The following is a 26322-nucleotide window of genomic DNA, read 5'->3' as shown; positions in this document are numbered from 1 at the left end:
TCCTCCCGGCTACATATTCGCTCACGCCGGCATCATGCTTTGGCGAGCTTAGCCGAGACTCAACGAAACATTTCACTGCCTATGCAAACGGCGGCGCAAGAATTCACCGTATGATCCATACTTTCGGCAGGTATTCTACTGATTGAGGCTTAACCTTCCTTTGATCAAGACGTCGCTTGCACAGACGAGGACGGCAATCGGAGATTGGCAACACCAATGCAGGCATCGGACATTCTGGCAAAACTGGTCGGCTTCGATTCCGTCGTTGGAACGCCCAATGCCGAGATTGTCGAGTGGATCGGCGCCTACCTGAAGTCCTTCGGCGCCACGGTTGATATCCTTGCTGGCCCCGAGGGAGACCGGTCGAACCTTTTTGCCACGATCGGTCCCCGTGATATACGCGGTTATGTCCTCTCCGGTCACATGGATGTCGTGCCGGCAAACGAAACGGGATGGACGAGCAACCCCTTCGTGCTGCGGGCCGATGGAGATAGACTCTATGGCCGCGGCACCAGCGATATGAAGGGCTTTCTGGCCGCGTCTCTGGCGGCCGTACCAATGCTCGCCGCAAGCCCTCTGATGCGGCCGATCCATCTAGCCTTCTCCTATGACGAGGAAGCAGGTTGCCGCGGCGTACCGCATCTCATTGCGCGCCTGCCGGAGCTTTGCGAGACGCCGCTCGGCATCATTGTCGGAGAACCCAGTAACATGCGGGCCATCCTCGCCCATAAGGGGAAATCAGCCGCCCGCCTCACCCTGAAGGGACGCTCCGGTCATTCGTCGCGGCCCGATCTCGGTCTCAACGCAATCCATGCCGCCGCCGAGGTTTTGCAGGCCGCCGTTTCGACCGCGCATTCTCTGGCCCAGGGGCCATTCGAAGCGGAGTTCGAGCCGCCTTATTCATCGATCTCTGTCGGCACCATTTACGGCGGGCAGGCCATCAATATCATTCCAGATCTCTGCACGCTCGAAGTCGAAGCGCGGGCAATTTCCGGCGCGGACCCGGCAGCACTGCTCCTACCGGTGCACGAGGCCGCCGCCGCGCTTGAGCGTCGGGGCTTTCAGGTGCAATGGGAGGAGCTGAGTTCTTACCCCGCCCTCTCCCTTCCGCGGACAGCGCATCTTGCCGGTCTGCTGGCCGAGCTGACTGGCATCGAACCGCTGGCAGCCGTCAGCTATGGCACTGAAGCCGGGCTCTACCAGCGTGCCGGCCTTGAGGCGATCATTTGCGGTCCGGGCGATATCGCTCGCGCACACAAGCCGAACGAATTCATCCTCACGCACGAACTCGACGCCTGCCAGGCCATGATCGAGGCTCTCGGCCGTCGTTGCCTGGTGTGATGCCGTAAGACCGAAGGATAGAAGCCCATGACGTTCCTCTTCAATTCGGATGCCCGCCGCGGCCATGTCTTTCAGCAAGCCTTCGCCCGCGAGCTGCCGGATCTCCCCTTCTCTATGGATCCGACGTCCGTCGACCCGGATGCCGTACGCTATCTGATCACCTGGACGGTTCCGGACGACTTGCCGCGCTACCGCAATCTCGAAGTTCTGTTTTCAATCGGTGCCGGCATCGATCAGTTCGATACGACAAATGTCCCCGATCACGTAAAAGTCGTGCGTATGGTCGAAGACGGCATTACGCGCATGATGCAGGAATATGTGACGCTCGGCGTCCTCGCACTCCACCGCAATCTGCCCTCCTATCTCAGCCAGCAGCACCGTCAGGTCTGGAATGCCTTGCCACAGGTTCAGGCCGCCGAACGCCGCATCGGCGTGCTGGGGCTCGGGAACCTTGGCCAGGCCGTGCTCGAAAGATTGAAGCCGTTCGGCTTTGTGCTTTCCGGCTGGAGCCGCAATCAACGCGAACTGGAGGGCGTTACCTGTTTTGCCGGCGAAGCTGGACTCCACGCTATGCTTTCCACGACCGATATCGTGATCTGCCTCCTGCCGCTGACCGACGAAACTCGCGGTTTTCTCAACGTCGATCTCTTCGAAAAACTGCCGCAGGGTGCAAGCCTTGTGCATGTCGGCCGCGGACCGCAGCTTGTGTCGGAAGATCTCCTGGCAGCGCTCGACAGCGGCCGGCTTGCCGGCGCCGTGATCGATGTCACCGATCCCGAACCGCTGCCGACCGGACATCCGTTCTGGAACCACGACCGCATCCTGCTGACACCGCATATTGCGAGCGTCACCCAGCCCCATAGCGCTGCACGCACCGTCATCGACAACATCAAGCGGATCCGGGCGGGCTTGGACCCGTTCGGCCTCGTCGACCGCCGCCGCGGCTACTGATCGCCAACCCGAAAGGAACTCCATGTCCCTCCTCAAGACGATTGACCCCAACCCTTCCTTCGCACCGCGCGAAAACGTCGTCGCGCCGGAGCGACTGATCTCGGGCGATCCGAAGCTTAAGACCTGGGCACAGGACGTTGCGCGCAACGAGACTGTGCACACCGGTGTATGGGAAGCCACACCCGGCGTCAGCCGTTCGATCAAGGGCGAAACCTTCGAATTCTGCCATATTCTCTCCGGCGTCGTCGAATTGACACCGGAAGGCGGCGAGTCCGTCGTCTATAAAGCAGGTGACAGCTTCGTCATGAAACCGGGCTTCGTCGGAATCTGGAAGACGATCGAAACGGTCCGGAAGATATACGTGACCGTCACCCCTTGAGCTTTGCTACCTCGGCGCGGCCTCTGAGCCCGCGCCGCATCTGGCCTGACCAAAGAATACACTGCGGGACCTTCTCAAAACGGCTTTTTCCGCCGCGACAGCCGACGCGATCGGATCAAGCTACTTCGCCGATCCTATAGCATCTCTGTAAATTGACCGGAGGTATCATTATGGACCTGAGCTTCGATCCAGATAGTCTTTCGCTCCCCGTCGGGCATTTCATCGGCGAGCATTTCAGCGCCGCGAACGGTGTCATTCCGATGCACCGCCCTTCCGATGGCAAAGCCTATGCCGGATGCCCGGTCGCGGACGCCTCCATTGTCGACCAGGCCGTTCAGACGGCCAAGGCCGCGCTGAAGCAAAGCAATTGGGGCGGCGTCCGCCCACGCGAGCGCCTGAATGTCCTGCACCGTTGGGCCAAGCTCATCGAGGAGGAAGCCGAAACGCTGGCAAGGCTGGAGGCCGTCGCTTCGACGCGCCCCGTCGGCCAGCTTGTCGAGGGCGATATCGCGATCTCGGCAGAGCAGATCCGCTTCTTCGCCGAATTCGCCGACAAGGAAGGCAGCGACCTCGTGCCGACCGACGACGGCAATATCGGCATGATCATGACCGAGCCCTACGGGGTGGTGGGTGCCATCACGCCCTGGAACTTTCCGATCAACATGGCCGCCTGGAAACTTGGCCCGGCGCTGGCTGCCGGAAATGCCGTCATCCTGAAGCCATCCGAAATGACGCCGTTTTCATCCATCTATCTGGCAGAGCTCGCCGTGCGTGCCGGCCTTCCCGCCGGCCTAATCAACGTGGTACTGGGTGACGGCGCGACGACCGGCCAGGCTATCACCAGCCATCCCGACATCGCCAAGATCAGCTTTACCGGCTCGGGCCGGGCTGGATCGGCGATCATGGAAAACATTGCCCGCACGGGAATAAAGCCAATGACGCTGGAGCTCGGCGGCAAGAGCCCGCAGATCGTCTTTGCCGATGCGGACCTCGACAAGGCGGCCGCGGCCGTTACGGCCAGTATCGTCGGCAATGCCGGCCAGGCCTGCGTGGCCGGATCGCGGCTCATCGTCGAGAAAAAGATAGCGGCCGAACTGGTTGACACCATCCGAAATCGGATGAAGGGTGTTGCTCCCGGTCCCACCTGGAATGCCGCAAGCCGCTACTCCCCCATCATATCGGAGAAGCAGAGACAGCGTATCGATGCGATCGTCTCCGCCACCGTCGCGGCCGGCGGAGAATGTCTTGCCGGCGGCGCGATCATGGACGCACCGGGCTATTTCTACGCCCCGACACTGATGGCCGGAGTCGATCAGACTTCTCCAGCCATCATCGAGGAGATCTTCGGTCCGGTGCTGACGCTCCAGACATTCGAGGAGGAAGAAGAAGCCCTGCAGCTTGCCGACCATCCAAGCTACGGGCTCGCGGCAGGCCTCTTCACCCGCGACCTCTCCCGCGCCATCCGGCTGACCCGCCGTCTCCAAGCCGGTACCATCTGGGTCAACCGCTATAGCCGCTCACTTGACCACATCCTGCCGACCGGCGGCTATAAGCAGTCCGGTATCGGCAAGGATCTAGGCCGCGAGGCATTCCAGGCCAATCGCAAGAGCAAGAGCGTTTTGATCAGTCTTTAAGGACAGTGAACATGAAAACCTACAAGATCGCATTGATCCCGGGTGATGGCATCGGTCGCGACATGACCGCCGCCGCCTGGTCGGTTCTGCAAAAGGCGGCTGGCAACGGCGGCTTTCTGCTCGACGGCACCGAATTTCCCTGGTCCTGTGCCTTCTACAAGGAAACCGGCGCCATGATGCCCGCCGATGGCATTGCAACGCTGCGCGGTTTCGATGCCATCCTGCTCGGAGCCGTCGGCTGGCCGGCCGAAGTGCCGGATGCGGTATCCCTGCACGGGCTGCTGCTGCCGATCCGCAAGAACTTCGTACAATATGCCAATATTCGCCCGCACAGGCTGCTGCCGGGTGTCCAGGGACCGCTCAAGGCATCGGCCTTCGACATTCTCTGCATCCGCGAAAACACCGAGGGCGAATATTCCGGCGCCGGCGGCCGCGTTCATCAGGGAACGCTCGACGAAGTCGCGGTCGAAACGTCGATCTTCACCCGTAAGGGCGTCGAGCGCATCCTGCGTTTCGCCTTCGAGCAAGCAAGGAACCGCCGCGGCAAGCTCGCCTCGGTGACGAAATCCAACGCCCAGAAGCATTCGATGGTCTTCTGGGACGACATTACCCGGCAGCTCGCGCAGGATTATCCCGATGTCGAGGTCACGAGCTATCACATCGATGCCATGGCCGCCCGCATGGTGATGGCGCCGGAAACCCTCGACGTGGTCGTCGCATCCAACCTCTTCGGCGACATCCTCACGGATCTCGGCGCAGCAATCCAGGGCGGCCTCGGTTTCGCGGCATCGGCCAATATCAACCCCGAGCGGAACGCTCCCTCGATGTTCGAACCCGTGCACGGGTCTGCGCCCGATATTGCCCATCTCGGCATCGCCAATCCGATCGCAACGGTGTGGTCCGGCGCCATGATGCTCGAACATCTGGGCGAGCAGGCCGCGGCAAATGCCGTCATGGCGGCGATCGAGGCGACAACCGCAAACGGCATCGGCACGATTCCGGGCAAAGACAGGACCGACGCGATCACCACGGCACTGCTCGCCGCAATCTGACGTCTCATCAAGGATCCGAACATGCAAAATCTGAAAATGCCATCCCTGTTCCGTGAGCAGGCGCTGATCGGCGGCGACTGGCTTCCCGCCCGTTCGGGCAAGACCGTGGCCGTCGTCGATCCGGCAACGCAGGCCGTCATCGGAACGGTGCCGGACATGGGCGACGACGAGACCCGGGCGGCAATCGAGGCCGCCGAGGCGGCTTATGGCTCCTGGAAGAAGCGGACCCATGCCGAGCGTGCAGCGCGGCTGGAAGCCTGGCACGATCTGATGCTCGAGCATATCGATGATCTCGCGCTGATCCTGACGATCGAGCAGGGCAAGCCGCTTGATGAAGCCCGTGGCGAAATCCGCTACGGCGCCTCCTTCGTCAAATGGTTCGCCGAAGAAGCCCGCCGCATCGGTGGCCAGACCATTCCCTCGCCGACGCCCGACCGCCGCATTCTTGTGCTGAAAGAGCCGGTCGGCGTTTGCGGCATCATCACGCCCTGGAATTTTCCGAATGCGATGATCACGCGCAAGCTTGCGCCGGCGCTCGCGGCCGGCTGCACCGTCGTGGTGAAGCCTTCCGAATTCACCCCCTACTCGGCCCTGGCGCTCGGCGTGCTTGCAGAAATGGCCGGCATTCCGGCCGGCGTCATCAATATCGTCACGGGCATGCCATCCGAGATCGGCGCAGAGATCCTTGCCAATCCGACCGTACGCAAGATTTCCTTCACCGGCTCCACGCCCGTCGGCTCGCTGCTGATGCGCGGGGCGGCGGCCAGCATCAAGCGGCTTTCGCTCGAGCTCGGCGGCAACGCCCCCTTCATCGTCTTCGATGACGCGGATCTCGACCTTGCCGTAGAGGGAGCGATCGTCTCCAAATTCCGTAATGGCGGACAGACCTGCGTCTGCGCCAACCGCATCCTGGTCCAGGCCGGCGTCTATGATGCTTTCGCCAAGAAGCTCGCCACCCGCGTCGATGCCATGAAGGTTGGCCCGGGCACCGAAGCCGGCGTTGCGATCGGTCCGATGATCAACGATGCGGCAATCTCCAAGATCAACCGCCATGTCGAAGACGCGCTCTCGAAGGGCGCGACAATCGTGACAGCCAAGCGGGACTTGCCGGCCGGCCCGCAATACACCGCGCCGATCGTCCTGACCGGGGCCACCACCGCCATGCAGCTCGCCGCCGAGGAGTCCTTCGGGCCGGTCGCACCGCTCTTCCGCTTCGAGACGGAAGAAGAGGCGATCACTATTGCCAACGGCACGCCCTATGGGCTTGCGGCCTATTTCTATACAGAGAGCCTGAAGCGCGCGTGGCGGGTGGGCGAGGCGCTCGAATTCGGCATGGTTGGCCTCAATACCGGCCTGATTTCCACGGAGGTCGCGCCGTTCGGCGGCGTCAAGCAATCGGGCCTCGGACGCGAAGGTTCTCAGCTCGGCATTGAGGAATATCTGGAAACAAAGGCCTTCCACATCGGTGGTCTTAACTGAGTTGTCGCGTCTCAGACTGGAAAAAGGGCCGCAAGCGCGCCCGCCACTAGCGTAAATGTGGAATCGGCAAAATTTTACGGTTCCACATTTCTCAGTCGTGACCGCTGATGGCCCGAGCCGCCATTGCAAGACTGATATGGACATGTCCAGGATTCGTGGGAAGGAGACAGTCCGATCTTGGCTAAGGCGTGCTCGAGAGCTGACGTCAGTTAGCGAGCGATGCCCGGACCGGGAGACGGCTGATGCTGTGTCCTGTGGCTGCTTCGGCTGCGCGCCGCAGGATGGCCGGGTCTGACACTCCCTGATGGTCGAGCCGCGGCGTATATGGCGCCTCCAGTCTTGCTGCCTCGTCGTCGGTGAGGCTGATCGACAGGGAAGCCACAGCGTCATCGATATGTTTCGCTTTCAGTGCACCAACGATCGAAGCTGCCACTACGGGATTGCGACGCAGCCAGGCAAGCGCAATCATTGACCGTCCGACGCCCCGTTCCTCCGCAATGGCGCCCACCACGTCGATAATCAGCTCGTCGCTGTCGGCAGTGGCTGCACCCAGATTGTAGACAGCTTCGGTTTCCGCTCTTGGCGTGGTCTCTCCCCACGGTCTGGCCAGTCGACCACGGTTGAGAGGGCTATAGATAATGGTCTGCACCCCTTCGTCGATGCAAAGCGCGTGCATCTCGCGCTCTTCTTCGCGGTCAAGCAGATTGTAGGTATCCTGCATGGACACGAACCGGGTCCAGCCGTTGGATTTCTGCAGGTGTAGCGCTTTGCCAAATTCCCAGGCCATCATAGACGATGCACCGAGGTATCGGACCTTGCCGGCCTTGACGACATCGTTCAGGGTCTCGAGCGTTTCTTCCCAAGGGGTAGTCCTGTCACGACGATGGATTTGGTAGAGGTCGATATAGTCCGTGCTTAGGCGCTTGAGGCTCATATCCACTTCGGTCATGATTGCCTTGCGCGATAGCCCTATACTATTAGGTCCATCGCGCATTGGTGCGCTGAGTTTGGTGGCGATCACAACGTTTTCACGGTGTGCAAAGTCCTTCAATGACCGCCCGAGGATCTCCTCGCTGGAACCATTTGAATACAAATTGGCGGTGTCGAAGAAATTGATGCCCGCCTCAAGTGCATGGCGAACGAGACGTCGGCTTGCTTCCTCGTCGAGAGACCAGGAAGGGTAACCTCGCGACGAGGCCCCGAACCCCATACAGCCAATAGCGATAGGCGAAATATCGAGGCCCGTCCGGCCGAGCTTGGTATATTGCATGTCCGTCTCCATATCCGCTATATTCGGACAAATGTCCGTTTATCGTTAAGTAGCGGACAATTGTCCGTTTAGTCAAGAGGCGATATGGCTATAGAAGAGGATGGGTTGCGAGCAGACGCCCGCGCAAACCGCGATCGCATACTTGAGGTGGCACGAAAGGCCCTGACCGCCGATCCCGAAACGCCGCTCAGCGCCATCAGCAAGGCAGCCGGAGTCGGGCAAGGCACGCTCTATCGCCACTTCCCGACGCGGGAAGCTCTGGCCTTGGCCATTTATCGCAAGGAGATCAATGCCCTTGCGGCTCTCGCATCCACGCTTTTGCAAGAGCATCCGCCGCTGGAGGCGTTTCGTCTGTGGTGTGCCCAGGTGGCTGATTCCAGCGCCATGAAGCGCGGCGTGGCAAGACTTCTGCAAGCGGCCACGTCCGAGGATGATAAACGCGAGACCTATCAGCAGATGCTGTTGGCGGTGCGTTCACTCATCGCTGCATGCGAGACCGCCGGCGCGATCGATCGCGGTGCAAATGCCGACGATGTTTTGATGCTTCTCGGAGTCCTTTGGCAGATTCCATCGCATCCCGATAGCGATGCTCAGGCAGCGAGGATAATAGCACTCATCTTCAGAGGATTGGGGGCCAAGAGTGGCTAGGCTGGCTTTCTGAACCATGGAACTGCGCCGAGAGTAACCTGTGTGTCAGGCCAACGATTCCACATTTAAGTTAGTGGCTGACGCAAGCGCGACCACTCTCTTTTGCGGTCACGCTTTCGCCAAAACCCACTGCCGGCTGATATCACTGAAATCTGTCGAGCGTTTTGTAATACAGGCCGACCAAAGGCAGGAACCATGGCTTGCCGAAATGGCCGGGAACGGCCGGCCAATCGAGCCCCTTGAGCGGGTTGCGGTCAGGCCTTCCGAGGATCGCATCCGCAATGGTCATGCCGAGATGCGTGGAAAGTTGCGCGCCGTGACCTGAATAACCCATGGCGTACCAGATGCCGTCATGATAGCCGGCACGCGGATAGCGGTCCTTGGTGATATCGACGAGACCGCCCCAGCAATAATCGATCTCGACCTCGGCGAGCTGGGGAAATATGCGGGCAAGGCTTTCGCGAAGGATCTCGCCGCTCCGGGCGTCGGAACGCTGATCCGAGGTCGCCGAAAATCGGGCGCGCCCTCCAAAGATAAGCCGGTTATCCGGTGACAGGCGCCAGTAGTTGCCGATGTTCATCGTGTTCACGCAGGTGCGATTGCCGGGCATTGCCGAGGCGACTTCCGCATCCGTCAAGGGCCGGGTCGCGACGATGAAACTGCCGACCGCCATGATGCGGCGACGGAAATAGCTGAAATTGGCTGTCGTGTAGGCGCCGGTCGCGATCATGACCTGGTCTGCCGTGACGGTGCCCTTGGTGGTCTTGAGGACGCGCCTACCGCCAGCTTGGCTGCGCTCCGTCACAGCAGCGCCTTCCACGATGACCGCTCCGCGTCGCCTGGCCGCCTCGGCCAATCCGGCGACATAGCGACCCATATGCATCATCGCGCTTTTCTTCGAGAGCATTGCGCCATGAAACGGCGAGCCAATCTCATCCTTGAGATCGGTGGCGGAAAGCAGCGCGGTATCGGGATCGACCTCGGCATGCACCGCCTCGAAATTCCTGGCCAGACCTTCGAAATGCTGTGGCTTGGAGGCAAGCTTCAGCTTGCCCGCGCGGCGGAAATTGCAGTCGATTCCCTCTTCCGCGATGATCGCTTCGAGCGTGTCGATCGAAGCATCGAATGCACGATAGAGCGCGATGGCCCGCTCCTTGCCCAATTCCGCCTTTGCCGCGATGTAACTATGCGCCAGGCCGTTGTTCAGATGACCACCATTACGACCGGACGCGCCGAAGCCGACGGTCTCAGCCTCCAGAACAAGGACCTTCGCCCCCGCCATGGCGAGCTGCCGGGCGGCGCCAAGCCCGGTGAAGCCGCCGCCCACGACGACGACGTCATAATGCCCTTCGACGGGGCCGGCGGCGGCACCCGCAAAGCGGGGCGCCGTATCATGCCAATAGGAGGAATATTTCATCTGGCTGCCCTTTCTCAGAGCCCCACAACACCCGGCAGACCGGAAATATCGGCGATTTCGACATAGCCATAATAAGGATTGGCCGGCTCGTGACCACGGTTGACCCAGACCTTGTTCTTGATGCCGAGATCATGGGCCGACATGAGGTCGTAGCGGAAGGAGGACGAGCAGTGCAGAATGTCTTCCGGGCCGCAGCCGAGCATGTCGAACATGTATTCGAAGGCCTGGAAGCGCGGCTTATAGGCATTGGCCTGCTCGGCCGTATAGACGGCATGGAAGGGTGCGCCGAGCTTTGCGACATTCGACATGATCTGGCTATTCATCGCATTCGAAAGGATGACGAGCGGAATTTCCTTGGCGACCTTGGCAAGACCTGCCGGAACGTCGGCATGCGGCCCCCAGGTGGGGACGCGTTCATAAACAATTTTGGCATCTTCCTCCTTGAAGGCAACGCCGTTGCGCTTGCACGTCCGCTCGAGCGAATTGTGCACCACGTCGGCATAGGGCTTCCAGGCGCCCATGATCTCGTCGAGCCGATAAGCAGCGAAATTGTTGATGAACTGCAGCATGGCCGCCTCGTCGAGACGATCGCCATAGAGGTCACGGGCGGCTTCCGCCATCTGGAAATTGATCAGCGTGCCGTGGCAATCGAAGGTAATATATTTCGGGCGGAAGGTGGTCATGCGCTTCGTCCTTACGTGTTGCCCCTCGAGGCGTTTGGTGGAGAACACGATAATAGGATTGCTTTCGGCGCGTGAGCCCACTGATTTTGCGAGGTTCGGAGCAGAAAGTTTCGTATAGCGGCGTTCGTTTGGCATTTGCTTGCAGGGACAGCCGACGAAGACGCCTTTCGCTCCCAGTTTCGCGATCGCCGTCAGCGACTGTGACGGCATAAGATGCGGCAAGAGCAAGCAGCTACGGCCAAAGATACCGTCAAGGACATCGCCTTCAGATAATCTTCCGGCACCGACGCTCCGACACTTGGGCAAAAGAAATATGAGGAGCGCCATGCAGGAGCGACAGATAGAAATCAGGCCTTTCGGTCCCGACCATTTGGACGCTGCGGTCCGGCTGTCGCAAGAGGCGGGCTGGCCTCATCGCCTGGAGGACTGGAAAGTCGCCCTGGACCTCAGCAAAGGTGTCGTTGCAATCGGAGCCGATGGTGAGGTGGTTGGCACCACGCTACTGACGCCTTACGAAACGGACTGCGCGACGATCAATATGGTGATCGTCGCTGCAAGCATGCGCGGACGCGGACTGGGACGCCGCCTCATGGAGGCAGCCTTGGCTCTCGCGGATGCCCGCCCCCTGCGCCTCACCGCGACCTCCGATGGCCTGCCGCTCTATGAAAAGCTGGGATTTCGCCAGACCGGCGCCGTCGTTCAGCACCAAGGTCTTGTGGCGGCGGTTGCGAAACCGGCAAACACCGAAGCGGCGACCAGGGCCGATATCTCGGCAATTACAGCTCTCGACCGCGAGGCCTTTGGCGCCGACCGTTCCGCCCTGATTGAACGATTAGCGGATCTGGGTGAATTTGCGATCATCCGCCGCAACGGCAAGGTCGCCGCCTTCGCCTGCCTTCGTCCCTTCGGCCGAGGCGAGGTCGTGGGGCCGGTCGTCGCCCCAGACATAGAAGATGCGAAATCGCTGCTGTCCCACTTCATGAGCCGGAAAACCGGCGCGTTCCTGCGTGTCGACACCAGTGCGGAAACCGGTCTCGGACCGTGGCTCGCCAGCCATTCGCTCGTCCATGTCGGTGGCGGCATTACCATGGCGAACCCCGTTATCCAGCGTAGCAATTCCTCGAAAGTCACTACTTTCGCCCTCGCCAACCAGGCGCTCGGCTGATCCGGAGAAGACCATGTACAGCAATTCCCTCATCGAGCTCGATCGCGCCCATCTGGTGCATCCGGTCGCCTCCTATCGCGGCCATGAGCAGCAAGGCGTGCGAGTGCTTTCATCCGCCAAGGGAGCGACGGTCACCGATGCTCAGGGCCGCCAGTTGATCGATGGCTTCGCGGGGCTTTGGTGCGTCAACGCCGGCTACGGTCACGAAACGATCGTGGAGGCGGCGGCTCGCCAGATGCGCGAGCTTCCCTATGCGACAGCTTATTTCGGCCTCGGCAGTGAATCGGCCATCCGCCTTGCCGCCGAGCTCGCCGAACGTGCCCCCGGCGACCTCAACCACATCTATTTCACGCTGGGCGGCTCGGACGCTATCGACAGTACCGTCCGCTTCATCCGGTACTACTGGTTTGCCCGCGGTGAGGCGCAGCGCGATCAGTTCATCTCGATGGAGCAGGGTTATCACGGCTCTTCCACGGTCGGCGCGGGACTGACCGCCCTGCCCAACTTCCATGCCGGCTTCGGCGTTCCGCTCGACTGGCAGCACAAAATTCCGTCGCCCTACCCTTATCGCAATCCCGTCGGGCAGGATGCGAATGCCATCATCCAAGCGTCTCTCGCAGCACTCAGAGCAAAGGTCGAAGCGATTGGAGCAAACCGGGTTGCTGCCTTCTATGCCGAACCGATCCAGGGCTCGGGCGGGGTGATCGTCCCTCCGAAGGGATGGATGAAGGCCATGCGGGAGCTCTGCAAGGAACTCGACATTCTCTTCGTCGCAGACGAAGTAATTACCGGCTTCGGCCGGACAGGCCCGCTTTTTGCCTGTTCCGAAGACGAGATCGTTCCCGATTTCATCACCACGGCGAAGGGGCTCACCTCCGGCTACGTTCCGATGGGCGCGGTGTTCATGGCCGATCATGTCTATCAGGTCATTGCCGACGGGGCGGGAGCCTCTGCCGTAGGTCACGGTTACACCTATTCCGCCCATCCCGTAAGCGCGGCCGTCGGGCTGGAAGTCTTGAAACTCTATGAAGGCGGACTGCTCGAAAACGGCATAAAGGCCGGCGCGAGGCTGATGGCCGGCCTCGAGAGCCTGAGAGATCATCCCCTGGTGGGCGATGTCCGCGGCCGCGGCATGCTGGCTGCGATCGAGCTGGTCGTTGACAAGGCCGCAAAAACGCCGCTGCCGGCGGAAGCCCAGCCATCACGCCGGATTTTCGACCGGGCTTGGGAAAACGGTCTCGTGGTCCGCGCCTTCGCCAATGGCGTGCTGGGGTATGCTCCGCCGCTTTGCTGCACGGACGCCGATATCGACGCGATCATCGAACGAACGGAAACGACGCTTGATCAGACGCTCGAAGATCCCGACATCCGCCGGGCGCTGAAGGACTGAACCGGCCGAGGGCTAGGATCGATATACCGCGCGCAGGCGTTTTTCAGAATTTTGTGCCGCATCGCTAGTCCGATTCGGCGCAAACGGCGCGGTCGAAGTGCCAAACTTATCCTTAATGAAGGTCCATCCCGGCGAATTCGGGAGCGTCAGAAAACAAGTGGACCTGGGAACAGCATAATCTTCCGTAAGGCGGCCGCCCGGCGCCGCCGGCAAGCAGACTGGGGTAAGATATGACTAAGTCATTGGCAGAATTCAAATATATGAGCTTCGACGTTGTCGGAACTCTGGTCGACTTCGAAGGCGGCCTCAAAACCTGCCTCAACGAAATTGCAGCTGAAGCGAAGGTGACGATCGACGGCGAGGAGGCGCTCGCGCTCTATCGAGCCGCGCGCTACGCCGACGATGCGGATCTGTTTCCCGATGATCTCGTGCGTGTCTATCTCGCCATCGCCCCAAAACTCGGTTTGCCGGCCGAAGAGGCCTATGGCCGACGCCTGCGCGATTCCGCCAGACAATGGAAAGCCTTTCCCGACAGTGCCGAAGCCCTGGCGCAGCTTGCCCGCAAATATCGGCTGATCGCCATGACGAACGCCCGACGCTGGGCCTTCGAACATTTCTCGGCGGAACTGGGACATCCGTTTTACGCTGCCTTCACTGCGGACGACACCGGCACCGAAAAGCCCGATCCGGCGTTCTTTCATAAGGTCTTCGACTTCGTGGCCGGCGAGAATGCCAGCAAGGACGATATTCTCCACGTGGCGCAGAGCCAGTACCACGATATCGGCGTATCCCGGCAATTGGGAATGACGAACTGCTGGATCCAGCGCCGTCACGCGCAGGCCGGTTACGGCGGCACGATCGAACCGGCCAAATTCACCACGCCGGACTACCACTTCAAATCCATGGCCGAGCTTGCCGAAGCCGTGAGGGCGCTGGAGGCGGTCTGACCAGCCGTCATCATCGTCGCATCCAATAAAAAGCAGACTGCCAACCAGAAAAAAGGGGAATGACATGAACGACAAGATCATGAACTGGACTGCCTCGGATGACGCGATGGTCGAGAACGCCATTCGTCGAGGCGCCACCCGCCGCGAACTTCTCACCATGCTTCTGGCAGGCGGTGTCGCCATGTCGGCGGGCGGCCTGGTACTCGGCCGGGCATCGAATGCCGTCGCGGCCACGCCCAAATCCGGCGGCAATCTGAAAGCGGCCGGCTGGTCGTCCTCGACCGCCGATACGCTGGATCCCGCCAAGGCATCGCTGTCGACGGACTATGTGCGCTGTTGCTCGCTCTACAATCGCCTGACCTTCATCGACAAGGCCGGCGTGACGCAGATGGAACTCGCCGAAAGCATCGAAAGCAAGGACGCCAAGACCTGGACGGTCAAGCTGCGCAAGGGCGTAACATTCCATGACGGCAAGGAGCTGACGGCCGATGATGTCGTCTTCTCGCTCAAACGCCATCTCGATCCTGGCGTCGGCTCGAAAGTCGCCAAGATCGCCGCGCAGATGACCGGCTTCAAGGCTGTCGACAAGTCTACGGTCGAAATCGCGTTGGCCGACCCGAACGCCGACCTGCCGACCATTCTCGCCCTGCATCACTTCATGATCGTCGCCAACGGAACGACGGACTTCTCGAAGGGCAATGGCACCGGAGCCTTCGTTCTCGAAACCTTCGATCCGGGCAATCGCTCGGTCGTGGTGAAGAACAAGAACTACTGGAAGTCCGGCCAGCCCTACCTCGAGTCATTTGAGTTCTTTGCGATCAGCGATGACAATGCCCGGGTCAATGCGCTGCTTTCGGGCGACATTCACTACGCAGCTTCGATCAATCCCCGCGCCATGAAGCTCATCGACGGACAGTCGGGCTTTACGCTGTCGAAAACGACGAGCGGCAATTACACCAATCTGAACATGCGCCTCGACATGACACCGGGCAACAAGAAGGACTTCATCGATGGCATGAAGTCGCTGGTCAATCGCGAGCAGATCGTCAAGTCGGCCCTGCGCGGCCTTGGCGAAGTTGCCAATGACCAGCCCGTTTCCCCCGCCAATATCTATCACAACAACGATCTGAAGCCGAAGGCCTTCGATCCGGACAAGGCGAAGTTCCATTTCCAGAAGGCCGGCGTGCTCGGACAATCCATTCCGGTGATAGCCTCCGACGCTGCAACTTCGTCGATCGACATGGCGATGATCATCCAGGCGGCCGGTGCAAACATCGGCATGAAGCTCGATGTCCAACGCGTTCCTTCCGATGGTTATTGGGATAACTACTGGCTCAAGGCACCGATCCATTTCGGCAACATTAATCCGCGCCCGACGCCGGACATCCTGTTTTCACTTCTCTATGCTTCGAATGCACCGTGGAACGAAAGCCAGTACAAGTCGGAAAAGTTCGACAAGATGCTGATCGAAGCCCGCGGCTTGCTCGATCAGGCCAAACGCAAGCAGATCTACGCCGAAATGCAGGTGATGGTCGCTGAAGAAGCCGGCACCATCATCCCGGCTTACATCTCGAATGTGGATGCGCTTTCGGGCAAGGTGCACGGATTGGAAGCCAATCCGCTCGGTGGCATGATGGGTTATGCAATGGCGGAGTATCTGTGGCTCGATGCCTAACGGCAGCTGAGCCCCCCGGACGGCGCAAACCCGTCCGGGAACCTCCGTCTCGCGAACGCCGTTCGTGTCGTAGATCGCCGCAGGAGCATCGCCATTGAGATCCGAGGTCTCCAATCTCATCCTAAACCGGCTCTTCATCGCGCTCATCACCTTGCTGATCGTGTCATTCGCCGTCTTCTTCGCAACGAATATGCTGCCGGGAGACACGGCGTCCATTCTGCTCGGCCAGGCAGCTACGCCAGAAGCGGTTGCCGGCTTGCGCAAGGCAATGCATCTCGACGAGCCGGCGATCCTGCGGTTCCTGGAATGGCTTCTGGGCCTGATCAGGGGTGACCTCGGCACGTCCTATGCAAACAATATGCCCGTTGCGGAGCTGATCGGCCGCCGTCTGGTTGCGACGCTGGAGCTTGCCGCCATCACGACGTTCGTCTCGGTCCCGCTTGCACTCCTGCTTGGCATTACTTCGGCCATGCTTCGAGGCTCCTATTACGATCGGATTGTCACGATCATTTCCATCGGCGTCATATCGGTGCCCGAATTCATGGTCGCAACGCTTGCGGTGCTGCTGTTCGCCGTCTATCTGCGCTGGCTGCCAGCACTGTCCTCCATCAGCCAGGTGCATACGGTCTTCGACCTTCTGAAGATCTACGCCATGCCCGTCATCACGCTCACCTTCGTCATCTCAGCCCAGATGATCCGCATGACCCGGGCGGCCCTGATCGAGACGTTGAAGACGCCTTATGTGGAAATGGCCCTGCTCAAGGGCGCCTCGCGCGGCCGCATGGTGTTCAGGCACGCGTTGCCCAATGCGCTGGGGCCGATCGTCAACGCGATCGCGCTGTCGCTCTCCTATCTCGTCGGCGGCGTGATCATTGTCGAAACCATCTTCAATTATCCGGGCATCGCGAAATTGATGGTGGACGCCGTCGCGACCCGCGATCTCCCGCTCATCCAGAGCTGCGCAATGATTTTCTGCCTCGGTTATCTCCTGCTGATCACCATGGCCGATATCGTCGCAATCCTGTCAAATCCGAGGCTGCGATGACCACGAACAGCTTGGCTTCCCGCACCCCTTCCCTTCTCGGCTATAATGTCAGCCTTATTGGCATCGTGGCCTTTGCCATAATCCTTGGCTGGACGATCGTCGCATTGTTCGCACCCTACATGCTCCCCTATTCCGTCGGCGATATCGTCGATACGGACTATTTCGGCCCTATAAGCCGGCAATTGTGGCTCGGCTCGGACTATCTCGGCCGTGATATGTTCTCGCGCGTTTTGATGGGCGCGCGCTATACGGTCGGCATTTCATTGGCTGCGGTCGCGCTGTGCTGCTTTTGCGGCGTGACGCTCGGCATGACCGCCGCAGTTGTCGGTGGATGGTTCGACGCGATCCTGAGCCGGTTTCTCGATGCATTGAACTCCATTCCAAGCAAGCTTTTCGGCCTCGTCGTCGTTGCCGCCGTCGGCTCGTCCATTCCGGTGCTGATTATCACGCTTGCCGTCATCTATACGCCCGGCGCCTATCGCTTTGCTCGCGCGCTCGCGGTCAATATCAACACGATGGACTTCATCACGGTTGCCCGCACCCGCGGCGAGCGGGTCGGCTACATCATCGGTTCGGAAATTCTGCCGAACATCATCCGCCCGGTTCTGGCGGATTTCGGCTTGCGCTTCGTCTTTGTCGTTCTCCTGCTGTCCGGTCTATCCTTTCTCGGCCTCGGCCTGCAGCCGCCCTATGCCGACTGGGGAGCCCTGGTCCGCGAAAATATCGGCGGGCTGCCCTTTGCCGCCCCGGCCGTACTCGTGCCCTCTTTTGCCATTGCCAGCCTCACCATCAGCGTCAACCTGCTGATCGACAACCTGCCGCGCAGGATCAGAGACAGGAGCGCATGACGATGACCAGCCTCGTTGAAATCAAGAATCTTAAAGTCGAGGCGACGACCGATTCCGGGCGTATCGTCGAGATCATCAAGGGCGTCAGTTTTAACATTGCCAAGGGCGAGATTGTCGCGCTCATCGGCGAAAGCGGCTCGGGCAAGACGACGATCGCGCTGACGCTCATGGGGCATGCGCGCGAGGGCTGTCGCATCTCCGGCGGGGAGATCCAAGTCGATGGGCAGGACATGGCCGCCCTTTCGGAAAGCGAGCGTTCAAAGGTCCGCGGCACCACGGTTGCCTATATTCCGCAAAGTGCAGCGGCCGCCTTCAACCCCGCTACGAAGATCATGGAGCAGGTGATCGAGGTCACTCGCATTCACCGGCTGATGCCGCCTGAACAGGCTCGCCAGCGCGCGATCGAGCTCTTCCGTGCGCTGTCGCTGCCAAATCCGGAGACGATCGGCGAACGATATCCGCATCAGGTCTCGGGAGGTCAGTTGCAGCGGTTGGCGGCGGCCATGGCTCTGATCGGCGAACCCAAGCTTGTCATTTTTGACGAACCGACGACCGCACTTGATGTGACGACGCAGATCGATGTGCTGAAGGCATTCAAATCCGTCATCCGTGCCGGCGACATCGCCGGCGTCTATGTTTCACACGATCTGGCCGTCGTCGCACAGATCGCCGATCGGATTGCCGTGCTCAAGGGCGGCGAAATTCAGGAAATCGCGGAGACGGAGACGATCCTAAGACAGCCGAGCCATCCCTATACGCGCGAGCTGCTGGCGGCGTTCGAGCCGAAGCAAGCCATCCGCGACGGTAAAACAGGTGGGACGATTGCATCCGTGCTGAGGATCGACAATCTGGTGGCGGGCTATGGCGATATCCAGACTAATGGCCTACCCGCGGTCTGTGCGGTTCAATCCGTAAGCCTGGAGGTGGAAAAGGGGAGGAATCTCGGCATTATCGGTGAATCCGGATGCGGAAAGTCGACGCTGGCGCGCGCAATTGCCGGCATATTGCCGGCCGTATCAGGCACTATCGGCTTCAATGGCAGCGACATGAATCGTGCTGCCAAATTGCGCTCGCGCGATCAATTGCGGGAGATGCAGATCGTCTTTCAATATGCCGACACCGCGCTCAATCCGGCAAAATCGATCGCCGATATTCTCGAGCGGCCCCTGGCCTTCTATCACGGGATGGACCGCAGGGCTCGAGCGGCCAGAGTCGACGAGTTGCTTGACATGGTGCGATTGCCGCGCGCACTTCGCTATCGCTATCCGTCGGAATTGTCAGGTGGACAGAAGCAGCGCGTGAATTTCGCTCGTGCGCTTGCGGCAGAGCCACGGCTGATCATTTGCGATGAAATCACATCCGCGCTCGACACGGTGGTTGCGGCGGCGATTATCGACCTGCTTAAGGAACTGCAGCGGGAGCTGCATCTGTCCTACATCTTCATCAGCCACGATCTGTCGGTGGTCGAAGCGATCTGCGACGAGATCGTCGTGATGTATGGCGGCAAGAAAGTCGAACAGATCACGCGCGAGGCCGCAGATGCGCCGCGCCACCCCTATTCCCAGCTGCTGTTCGGGTCCGTTCCCAAGCTCGATCCGACTTGGCTCGACAATCTCGTCCAGGACCCGGAACTCAAGCGCGAGTATGGCCACGGCTAGCCGGACACAGTCCGGAAATGCAACTGGGCGCTACATGGGAAACAGGCTGGTCAAGGGCATGTGCGCCTTGACGATCGGCGACTTGAGCACCACGAAGCTGAAATACTTGTCGATGCCGATATCCAGGTCGGTTAGGCGTTCCATGATCGTCTGATATTCTCCGATCCCAGCCGTCACGAACTTCAGCATATAGTCGTAGCCACCCGAAACGAGGTGGCATTCGATGACCTGATCGACCTTTTCGACTGCCGAAAGGAAACGGGCGAAATCGATCTGCCGATGGTTCTTGAGCGTGACTTCCGTAAAGACTGTCAGCGTCTGGCCAAGTTTACCGATATTGATCTGGGCCGAGTATCCCTCGATATAGCCTTCCTGCTGCAGCTTCTTCACTCGCATCAGACAGGGGCTCGGCGACAGGTTGACCAGTTCCGCCAATTCGACATTGGTGATGCGGCCGTTCTTCTGAAGTTCGTACAGGATCTTGATGTCGATACGGTCGAGCTTCATCGGCAGATCTTTCCCATTTAAGGCGGCATTTTATGCTGCGAATTCTCGAAGATTGAGCATAACACCATGGTCCATCTTGTCTATTTCATTCTGCAGGAATCGAACCGGCACAATCGACCGCTTGGTTCCCCCTGAGCAGAATCTTATGCCGCATGGCGCGGTTGTGCGGCAGCTTCATGTCCGATCATTTGGCTATGCTGTCGGCTCGATAGGAGACCCGCATCCATGCCCGCACCGCTTACCCTTGTCGAAAACTCGCCGGAATTGCCGGCCTCTGCCGATGTCGTCGTCATCGGGGCTGGGATTGTCGGCGTTTTTACCGCCTATTATCTGGCAAAGCGGGGCCTCAAAGTCGTTCTCCTCGAAAAAGGTCGCGTCGGCGCCGAGCAGTCCAGCCGCAACTGGGGCTGGTGCAGGCAGCAGAACCGCGATGCCCGCGAGCTGCCGATGGCGACGAAAAGCCTGGAGCTTTGGGACCGATTCGCCGCGGAGAGCGGAGAGAACACCGGCTTTCGCCGCTGCGGCCTCTTCTATCTGAGCAATAGTGACGAAGAGCTTGCCGGATGGGCCCGTTGGCGCGACTTTGCCGGCGGCATGGGCGTGACCACGCATATGCTGGATAGCGCTCAGGCCAGCGAACGCGGCAAGGCGACCGGCCGCACCTGGAAGGGTGGGGTCTTTTCCCCAACCGATGGCATTGCCGATCCCGCCAACGCCGCCCCGGCTGTCGCTCGCGCCCTGATGAAGCTGGGGGGCTGCCTACGCCAGAATTGCGCGGCGCGCGGCATAGAAACCGAAGGCGGGAAGCTCTCCGCCGTCGTGACCGAGGAAGGCACGATCAAGACCAAGGTTGCCGTCCTGTCGGGCGGCGCCTGGGCTTCGTCCTTCTGCCGTCAGCTTGGCGTTCGCTTTCCGCAGGCGTCGATCCGCTCATCGATCCTTTCCGTCAGCCCCGGCAACGGCGAGCTCCCGGATGCTCTTCATACTGCGTATGTTTCGGTGACGCGCAGAGGCGATGGCGGCCATACGCTCGCGATCAGCGGGCGGGGCCGCGTCGATCCCACGCCGCAGAACATTCGGTTTGGCGCACAGTTTCTGCCGATGTTCGTTCGCCGCTGGCGCGCGCTTTCGCTGGGCGGCGTCGAGGGCTTTCGCAGCGGCCACGAAAGCCTGGCGCGCTGGCGTCTGGACCAGCCGACGCCGATGGAGCGGATGCGTATCCTCGATCCGGCCGTCGATAGAGGCACGATCCAGCTTACCTATGACCGTGCGCGCGAATTGCTTCCTGCCATCGCAAACCGCCGCATCACCGCAAGCTGGGCCGGCTATATCGATTCCACCCCTGACGGCGTGCCCGGCATAGGCGAAATCGCATCCATACCGGGCTTCGTGCTGGCGGCCGGTTTCAGCGGCCACGGCTTCGGCATCGGACCGGGTGCCGGCCACCTGATCGCCGATATCGTCACCGCCGTCACGCCGATGGTCGACCCGAAACCCTATCACCCAGACCGTTTCCTGCAATCCGCATGGGGCAAGGTAGCCGACTTCTGAAATGGGTCACCCATGCTAGACTTCGCCGGCAACCGAACCAGACAATACGGATTTTCCTGATGCAGGCCCGTCAGCTCGAAGTCTTCTGCATGCTGATGCGATCCGGAACTGTGACCGGCGCTGCCGCCATGCTCAACATCACGCAGCCGGCGCTAAGCCAAATCCTGCTGCATGCCGAAGACCAGCTGGGGTTCAAACTCTTCAACCGCGTGCGCGGCAAGCTGGTCCCGACGAGAGAGGCTGAAGAATTATATCCGGAGGCCGAACGCATCTTTTCCGAGCTCGGAGCGCTTCGGCGCCGAACGACCGACATGCGCTTCGGGCGGACCGGCTTGATCAGGATCGCGGCCACGACACCGCCGGCCATGTCGATCGTTCCCAAGGCACTTCTCGCCTTCAGAACGACATATCCGGATATCGTCGTCCGTTCGCTGATCGCACCGCTGATCAATGTCGTCGATATGATCCGCAATGGCGATGCCCCACTCGGCATCGTCATGAACAATATTGCGCGGCCTGGCATCGATGTCGAAACGCTCGGATATGCCGAACTCATCTGCATCGTGCCGGAAGGGCACCATCTTGCCGCGCGCGACTACATCACCTTCGCCGATCTTCAGAACGAGACGCTGATCTCCTACCGCGCCGATACCTTCCCCGGCCAGCTGCTTGCCAACGCCGCAGCTTTAGAAAATCAGTCGTTCAATCCCGCAATCGAAATCGATATCTCTATTACCGCCTTGCCCTTCGTCCGCAATGGTTTCGGTGTCGCGATCGTCGATGGTCTGCTGCCGTGGGAACAGTTTCCCGGCCTTGTGCGCCGGCCGCTGTTGCCACGAAAGACAGTTCCGATCGCGCTGCTGACCAGCCGGGACCGCCCCTTGACGGGTAGCCACCTTATGATGCGCGACTATTTGCGCCAGGCCTGCGCCGGCGTGCTGAAGAATGGCGAAGCCGCGCCGGAGTAAATCGCGTCGGCATAGCCAAACGAACTTGGTCAGGTCTCGTTTATCCAGGATCCGATAGGCAGCGGACGAACAGGCGCCTGCTCACGCAGGCGACCGACCTCGCAAACCGGGATTCCCGCACGCTCCGCAATCAGTTCGGCGCCGGCGAGCTGACAAAACCGTCCTTGGCATCGTCCCATACCCACCCGCACCATTGACTTCACCCGGTTTGCCTCACCCCCGGCATGGTCGACGCTTTCACGCAGATCGCCGGCGCTGATGCCTTCGCAGCGGCAGACCATCGTTTCATCGGGAACGGATCGGACCATGCCGGCAGGCCAGGGGAAAGCGCGGGCAAGGGCGCGAGCAAAGCGTTCATAGCGGGCGAGCCGCCGGAGGTCCCGTGCCGGATTGGGATAAGGCAATCCCATATCGGCAAGGCAGGCGCTCGCGGCAAGCCGTCCCGCAACCTCCGCGCCATCGGCGCCAAGGATCCTCAGGCCATCGCCAGCAAGATATACGCCATCTGCAGCTCGGCCCATTCGATCCGCCCGTGGGAGCCATTGGGCCCAGCCCGGATCGTAATCGAACGCGCATCGGACCAGGCCTGCAAGCTGCGTTTCGGCTCTCAGGTGCCAGCCAATGCCGACCATATCGCATTCGGTGCGATGCTCGCCCCCGCCGGCATCCCGCCAGCGAACAGCCGTCGGTCCGGTCTCGTCGCTGACGATATCCGTCAGCGTCACGCCCGCGCGATATATCAGGCCGAGTTTCATCCGCATCGCCAGGCCCCGCAGGACCAGAGCCGGCCTTGCCATCATGTGCGGAAGCGCAAGGATCTGGTTTCGAAGCGAGGCGGTATCGAGAACGGCAGCAACATTCGCTCCGGCCTTCAGAAGCTGGGCCGCAACGAGGGTCAGCAGGGGGCCGGAACCCGCGAGAACGATCCTTCGCCCCAAGGCGACGCCCTGCGCCTTCAGGGCGATCTGCGCAGCTCCGAGGCTATAGACGCCGGGCGCCTGCCAGCCAGGTATCGGCACCAGCCGATCAGTCGCGCCGGTTGCCAGTATCAGCCTGTTATAGGCGAATTCCCAGCGGCCAGCGGGCGTCAGCACCTGCAGCATATTGTCCGCGAGCGCCATCGCTGAACTTTGAGGATGGTATTCGACCTCGCCGCGAGCGACCATACAATCGAAGAGGGAATGAAGGGCAAGGGCTTTGCCGGCCTCCGAACCATAGAGCTGCTGGGCTGACCGCATAAACCCCGCCGGTGGCCGGCGATATATCTGGCCGCCCGCCCTCATCCCCTCGTCAATCACGACGGGCCGGATACCGGCGGCTACCAGAAGCTCGACTGCGCGGATGCCCGCCGGACCAGCGCCGACAATCACCGTTGCCTTCCGATCATTCGTCGTCATGGCCAATCTCCCGGCGCCCGGGTTAACAGGGACATGCCGTTGCCGACGAGGGTCGAACAGGCGCGCAGACGGATTCCATTCTGCTGCCAGACCCAGCAATCCTGGCAGGCGCCCATCAGGCAGAAGCCGGCCCTCCCCTCCGGCCCGAATTCGGATTGCCGAAGAACCTGTGAGAATGTCAGCATCGCCGTCAGTACCGTGTCACCGGCCAAAGCTTCCCGTTCTATGCCGTCAAGCAGGAAGCGGACGGATGGCCGGTCCTGTTCGGCGAGACGGACGATGCGCCCCGTTTCTCCAGTCGGACGCGGCCCCTTGCTCATTCGGCCGCCTCCACCTCTTTGATTTGAAGACGAACCTCCGGCATTTCCGGGAACCGGGCGCGGACATCGGCAAAAGCCGCGGCAACGCCCTCATGTCCCGCACGTCCCTTCATTCGGCGGAAAATCTCCGTCTTGGTGAAGAAGCGCCAATGGATCGGAAGACAGGCGAGAATATCCGTGAGCAGGTTATAGGCCGCGGGTGTCCATTGTGCCTCGTAGCCTTCACGCTCGTCACCGTAGTGAAAGTGGGCCGTTGGACTCGTGCGCGATGCCCTGAGACGGGATGTTTCGGCTTCGTCCACCTTGCCGTCGCCAATGACTACGCCATAATCGCGCTCGGCCACTTCCAAGGAAACATAGCCGCGCTCCACATCCTGCAGCACGCGCCAGGCCTCGCGCTCAAGCGGATTTCCGCGACCGCCGCCCCCGGCCGAACGGATCTCGAGCACATCGCCCGGCTGCAGGACGGCGGTATCGATATTGCCGAGCCGGCGATAATCCTCATGGCCCGGGTTCAATACCATGTCGGAAAGCCCTGCCGCCTTGCCGCCGAGCACACCCCAGGGGCGGAAGAAGCTGCGGTCGCGGTTGCGGGCCGTGATACGGCTTCCGGGCGAGAACACGCGGAACGCCATCTCGGTCGCAAGACCCCCACGCCAACGGCCGGCCCCACCGCTGTCTTTGGCAAGCCCGTATTTGACGAACTCGATCGGCACTTCGGTTTCGGTGATTTCGATCGGCGTATTCTTCAGATAACCTGCATCGGCACCCGAACCGTTGGTCCCGTCGCGATGCGGCATCCCGCCGCCGCCGCCGACCACCGGGTTGACGGCGGCGATCACGCTACGGCCCGTCCGCTCGTCCGTGGTCATGACGTTGACGATGCAATTGTTGCCGGCCGGCGCGGCGGGCAACAACTCGGGAACCGCTTGGCAGAAGGCGCCGAAGATCACGGACCGCAAGCGCGCGCAGGTGAGCGAACGCATACCGACAGCCGCCGGCGATACCGGATTGAGAACACTTCCCTGCGGCGCAATGCAGGTGAAAGGACGGGTCAGCCCGGTGTTGAGCAGGATCTTGGGGTTCAGCGTATAGAGAATATAGTAGACGCCGACCAGCAGCATGGTGTGGCGCGGATCGCCGCCCGAGGGAACGTTGAGCGACGAGCCAAGCTGCGGATCGGATCCGGTAAAATCGAGGATCGCCGCATCGCCCCTGATCGTCAGCGTCAGCTTCAGGCGGCATGGATTGGCCTCGACGGAATCCTCATCCGCATAATCGACGAATTCCCACGTGCCATCCGGCATTGTCCGCAGGAGATCGCGCGCCTGCGCTTCAGCGTGATCGAGAAGCACGTCAGCGCCTTCGAGAAATGCCTGCTTGCCGAATTTTTCGACCATCGCCAGGATCTTGCGCTCACCGGTGTTGAGCGCCCCCACCAACGCCTTGATGTCGCCGATGTTGAGGTCTGGTTTACGCACATTCGTAGTCATGATTTTGAGGATGTTTTCATCGAAGATGCCTTCGTTGACCAGCTTCATCGGCGGAAAGCGAATGCCTTCCTGATGGATCTCGGTTAACGCGCGCGACAGGGAAGCCGGCACGGCACCGCCCATGTCGGTATTGTGGATATGCCCGCCGGTCCAGGCGATGATCTCGCCGTCATAAAAAACCGGCTTCCAGAGATGCGTGTCCGGTGCGTGCGTCGCCACGAAACAGGAATAGGGATCATTGGTAAAGGCAACGTCGCCCGGCTTGTAATCCCCGACCATTTCGATGGCCCGGGTATAGGTAAGCCCCGGATACCAGGTCGCGCCAAGGCTCATCGGGACGCCGAAGGTTTCCCCTTTGCGATTGATCAGCATGACGGTAAAATCCTCCGTCTCCTTGACGAAGGCCGAATGTGCCGTCCGCTGCAGCGTATAGGCCATGTTTTCGGCGGCAGCCCGGGTATGGTTGGCAAACACTTGAAGGTTCGAACGGTCGAACATGGGCCG

The 26322-nt window shown here is 60.7% G+C and carries 23 protein-coding genes; 16 read left to right on the top strand and 7 right to left on the bottom strand.

Going from position 1 to position 26322, the window contains the following annotated elements; genetic code table 11:
• The first annotated feature begins 216 nt into the window (after positions 1–216).
• The 6 genes from argE (at position 217) to FHT85_RS05405 (ending at position 6836) form a co-directional block, all read left to right on the top strand.
• Positions 217–1341, top strand: a complete 1125-nt coding sequence (gene argE / locus FHT85_RS05430) for an acetylornithine deacetylase (RefSeq protein ID WP_112410249.1) — start codon at positions 217–219, stop codon at positions 1339–1341.
• Between the two features lie 27 nt (positions 1342–1368).
• Positions 1369–2292 (top strand): 2-hydroxyacid dehydrogenase, encoded by a 924-nt coding sequence (locus FHT85_RS05425; RefSeq protein WP_112410248.1) that lies wholly within the window; start codon positions 1369–1371, stop codon positions 2290–2292.
• 22 nt (positions 2293–2314) lie between these two features.
• Complete coding sequence (locus FHT85_RS05420; RefSeq protein WP_112336026.1) at positions 2315–2671, top strand: cupin domain-containing protein; 357 nt, start codon at positions 2315–2317, stop codon at positions 2669–2671.
• Between the two features lie 170 nt (positions 2672–2841).
• On the top strand, positions 2842–4305 hold the full coding sequence (locus tag FHT85_RS05415; protein ID WP_112410247.1) for an aldehyde dehydrogenase family protein: 1464 nt from the start codon (positions 2842–2844) through the stop codon (positions 4303–4305).
• An 11-nt stretch (positions 4306–4316) separates the two neighbouring features.
• Positions 4317–5357 (top strand): tartrate dehydrogenase, encoded by a 1041-nt coding sequence (locus tag FHT85_RS05410; RefSeq protein ID WP_112410246.1) that lies wholly within the window; start codon positions 4317–4319, stop codon positions 5355–5357.
• A 21-nt stretch (positions 5358–5378) separates the two neighbouring features.
• Positions 5379–6836, top strand: a complete 1458-nt coding sequence (locus FHT85_RS05405) for an NAD-dependent succinate-semialdehyde dehydrogenase (protein WP_112410245.1) — start codon at positions 5379–5381, stop codon at positions 6834–6836.
• Between the two features lie 205 nt (positions 6837–7041).
• Here the strand turns inward: FHT85_RS05405 and FHT85_RS05400 are convergent, their stop codons facing one another.
• Positions 7042–8106, bottom strand: coding sequence for an aldo/keto reductase (locus tag FHT85_RS05400; RefSeq protein WP_112410244.1), 1065 nt, complete (start codon positions 8104–8106; stop codon positions 7042–7044).
• Between the two features lie 84 nt (positions 8107–8190).
• On the opposite strand from FHT85_RS05400, the gene FHT85_RS05395 reads away from it, so the two are divergent.
• On the top strand, positions 8191–8754 hold the full coding sequence (locus FHT85_RS05395; RefSeq protein WP_112410243.1) for a TetR/AcrR family transcriptional regulator: 564 nt from the start codon (positions 8191–8193) through the stop codon (positions 8752–8754).
• Positions 8755–8896: 142 nt separating this feature from the next.
• On the opposite strand, the gene FHT85_RS05390 is transcribed toward FHT85_RS05395, so the two are convergent.
• On the bottom strand, positions 8897–10171 hold the full coding sequence (locus FHT85_RS05390; RefSeq protein ID WP_112410242.1) for an NAD(P)/FAD-dependent oxidoreductase: 1275 nt from the start codon (positions 10169–10171) through the stop codon (positions 8897–8899).
• A 14-nt stretch (positions 10172–10185) separates the two neighbouring features.
• Positions 10186–10854: a haloacid dehalogenase type II gene (locus tag FHT85_RS05385; protein WP_112336127.1), complete on the bottom strand. Its 669-nt coding sequence runs from the start codon at positions 10852–10854 to the stop codon at positions 10186–10188.
• Positions 10855–11179: 325 nt separating this feature from the next.
• On the opposite strand from FHT85_RS05385, the gene FHT85_RS05380 reads away from it, so the two are divergent.
• The 7 genes from FHT85_RS05380 (at position 11180) to FHT85_RS05350 (ending at position 19582) form a co-directional block, all read left to right on the top strand.
• Entirely contained in the window at positions 11180–12019 is an 840-nt protein-coding gene (locus FHT85_RS05380) for a GNAT family N-acetyltransferase (RefSeq protein WP_112410241.1), read from the top strand.
• Positions 12020–12032: 13 nt separating this feature from the next.
• On the top strand, positions 12033–13409 hold the full coding sequence (locus FHT85_RS05375; protein ID WP_112410240.1) for an aspartate aminotransferase family protein: 1377 nt from the start codon (positions 12033–12035) through the stop codon (positions 13407–13409).
• 230 nt (positions 13410–13639) lie between these two features.
• Complete coding sequence (locus tag FHT85_RS05370) at positions 13640–14356, top strand: HAD-IA family hydrolase (RefSeq protein WP_112410239.1); 717 nt, start codon at positions 13640–13642, stop codon at positions 14354–14356.
• 64 nt (positions 14357–14420) lie between these two features.
• Positions 14421–16031, top strand: coding sequence for an ABC transporter substrate-binding protein (locus tag FHT85_RS05365; RefSeq protein ID WP_112336036.1), 1611 nt, complete (start codon positions 14421–14423; stop codon positions 16029–16031).
• Positions 16032–16125: 94 nt separating this feature from the next.
• The gene (locus FHT85_RS05360; protein ID WP_112336037.1) at positions 16126–17076 is read left to right on the top strand and encodes an ABC transporter permease; all 951 of its coding nucleotides are present in this window, start codon (positions 16126–16128) and stop codon (positions 17074–17076) included.
• Positions 17073–17924, top strand: coding sequence for an ABC transporter permease (locus tag FHT85_RS05355; RefSeq protein WP_112410238.1), 852 nt, complete (start codon positions 17073–17075; stop codon positions 17922–17924). The genes FHT85_RS05360 and FHT85_RS05355 overlap by 4 nt, the downstream gene beginning before the upstream one ends.
• A gap of 2 nt (positions 17925–17926) precedes the next feature.
• A complete protein-coding gene (locus FHT85_RS05350; protein ID WP_112410237.1) occupies positions 17927–19582 on the top strand; it encodes an ABC transporter ATP-binding protein in 1656 nt (551 codons plus the stop codon).
• A 30-nt stretch (positions 19583–19612) separates the two neighbouring features.
• Here FHT85_RS05350 and FHT85_RS05345 read toward each other — a convergent pair whose 3' ends face one another.
• Positions 19613–20089 carry an Lrp/AsnC family transcriptional regulator gene (locus FHT85_RS05345; RefSeq protein ID WP_015343674.1) on the bottom strand — a complete coding sequence of 159 codons (477 nt, stop codon included), beginning with the start codon at positions 20087–20089 and terminating at the stop codon, positions 19613–19615.
• A 225-nt stretch (positions 20090–20314) separates the two neighbouring features.
• Here FHT85_RS05345 and FHT85_RS05340 point away from each other — a divergent pair, with 225 nt between their 5' ends.
• Together FHT85_RS05340 and FHT85_RS05335 are read left to right on the top strand one after the other, a co-directional pair.
• Positions 20315–21640, top strand: coding sequence for an NAD(P)/FAD-dependent oxidoreductase (locus tag FHT85_RS05340; protein ID WP_112410236.1), 1326 nt, complete (start codon positions 20315–20317; stop codon positions 21638–21640).
• Positions 21641–21699: 59 nt separating this feature from the next.
• Positions 21700–22608 carry a LysR family transcriptional regulator gene (locus FHT85_RS05335; protein ID WP_112410235.1) on the top strand — a complete coding sequence of 303 codons (909 nt, stop codon included), beginning with the start codon at positions 21700–21702 and terminating at the stop codon, positions 22606–22608.
• Positions 22609–22637: 29 nt separating this feature from the next.
• Here the strand turns inward: FHT85_RS05335 and FHT85_RS05330 are convergent, their stop codons facing one another.
• From FHT85_RS05330 to FHT85_RS05320, 3 genes are read right to left on the bottom strand one after another with little or no spacing between them, the layout of a single operon-like run.
• Complete coding sequence (locus FHT85_RS05330) at positions 22638–24005, bottom strand: NAD(P)/FAD-dependent oxidoreductase (RefSeq protein ID WP_112410234.1); 1368 nt, start codon at positions 24003–24005, stop codon at positions 22638–22640.
• Complete coding sequence (locus tag FHT85_RS05325) at positions 24002–24325, bottom strand: (2Fe-2S)-binding protein (protein ID WP_112336043.1); 324 nt, start codon at positions 24323–24325, stop codon at positions 24002–24004. Before FHT85_RS05325 ends, FHT85_RS05330 begins: the two co-directional genes overlap by 4 nt.
• Positions 24322–26316, bottom strand: coding sequence for a hydantoinase B/oxoprolinase family protein (locus FHT85_RS05320; protein ID WP_112410233.1), 1995 nt, complete (start codon positions 26314–26316; stop codon positions 24322–24324). Before FHT85_RS05320 ends, FHT85_RS05325 begins: the two co-directional genes overlap by 4 nt.
• Between the last annotated feature and the right edge of the window lie 6 nt (positions 26317–26322).

This window comes from Rhizobium sp. BK312, from assembly GCF_014193605.1.
GTDB lineage: Bacteria > Pseudomonadota > Alphaproteobacteria > Rhizobiales > Rhizobiaceae > Rhizobium.
Note: the sequence above shows the minus strand (reverse complement) of the source record. Positions and strands in the feature narration are given on the sequence as shown.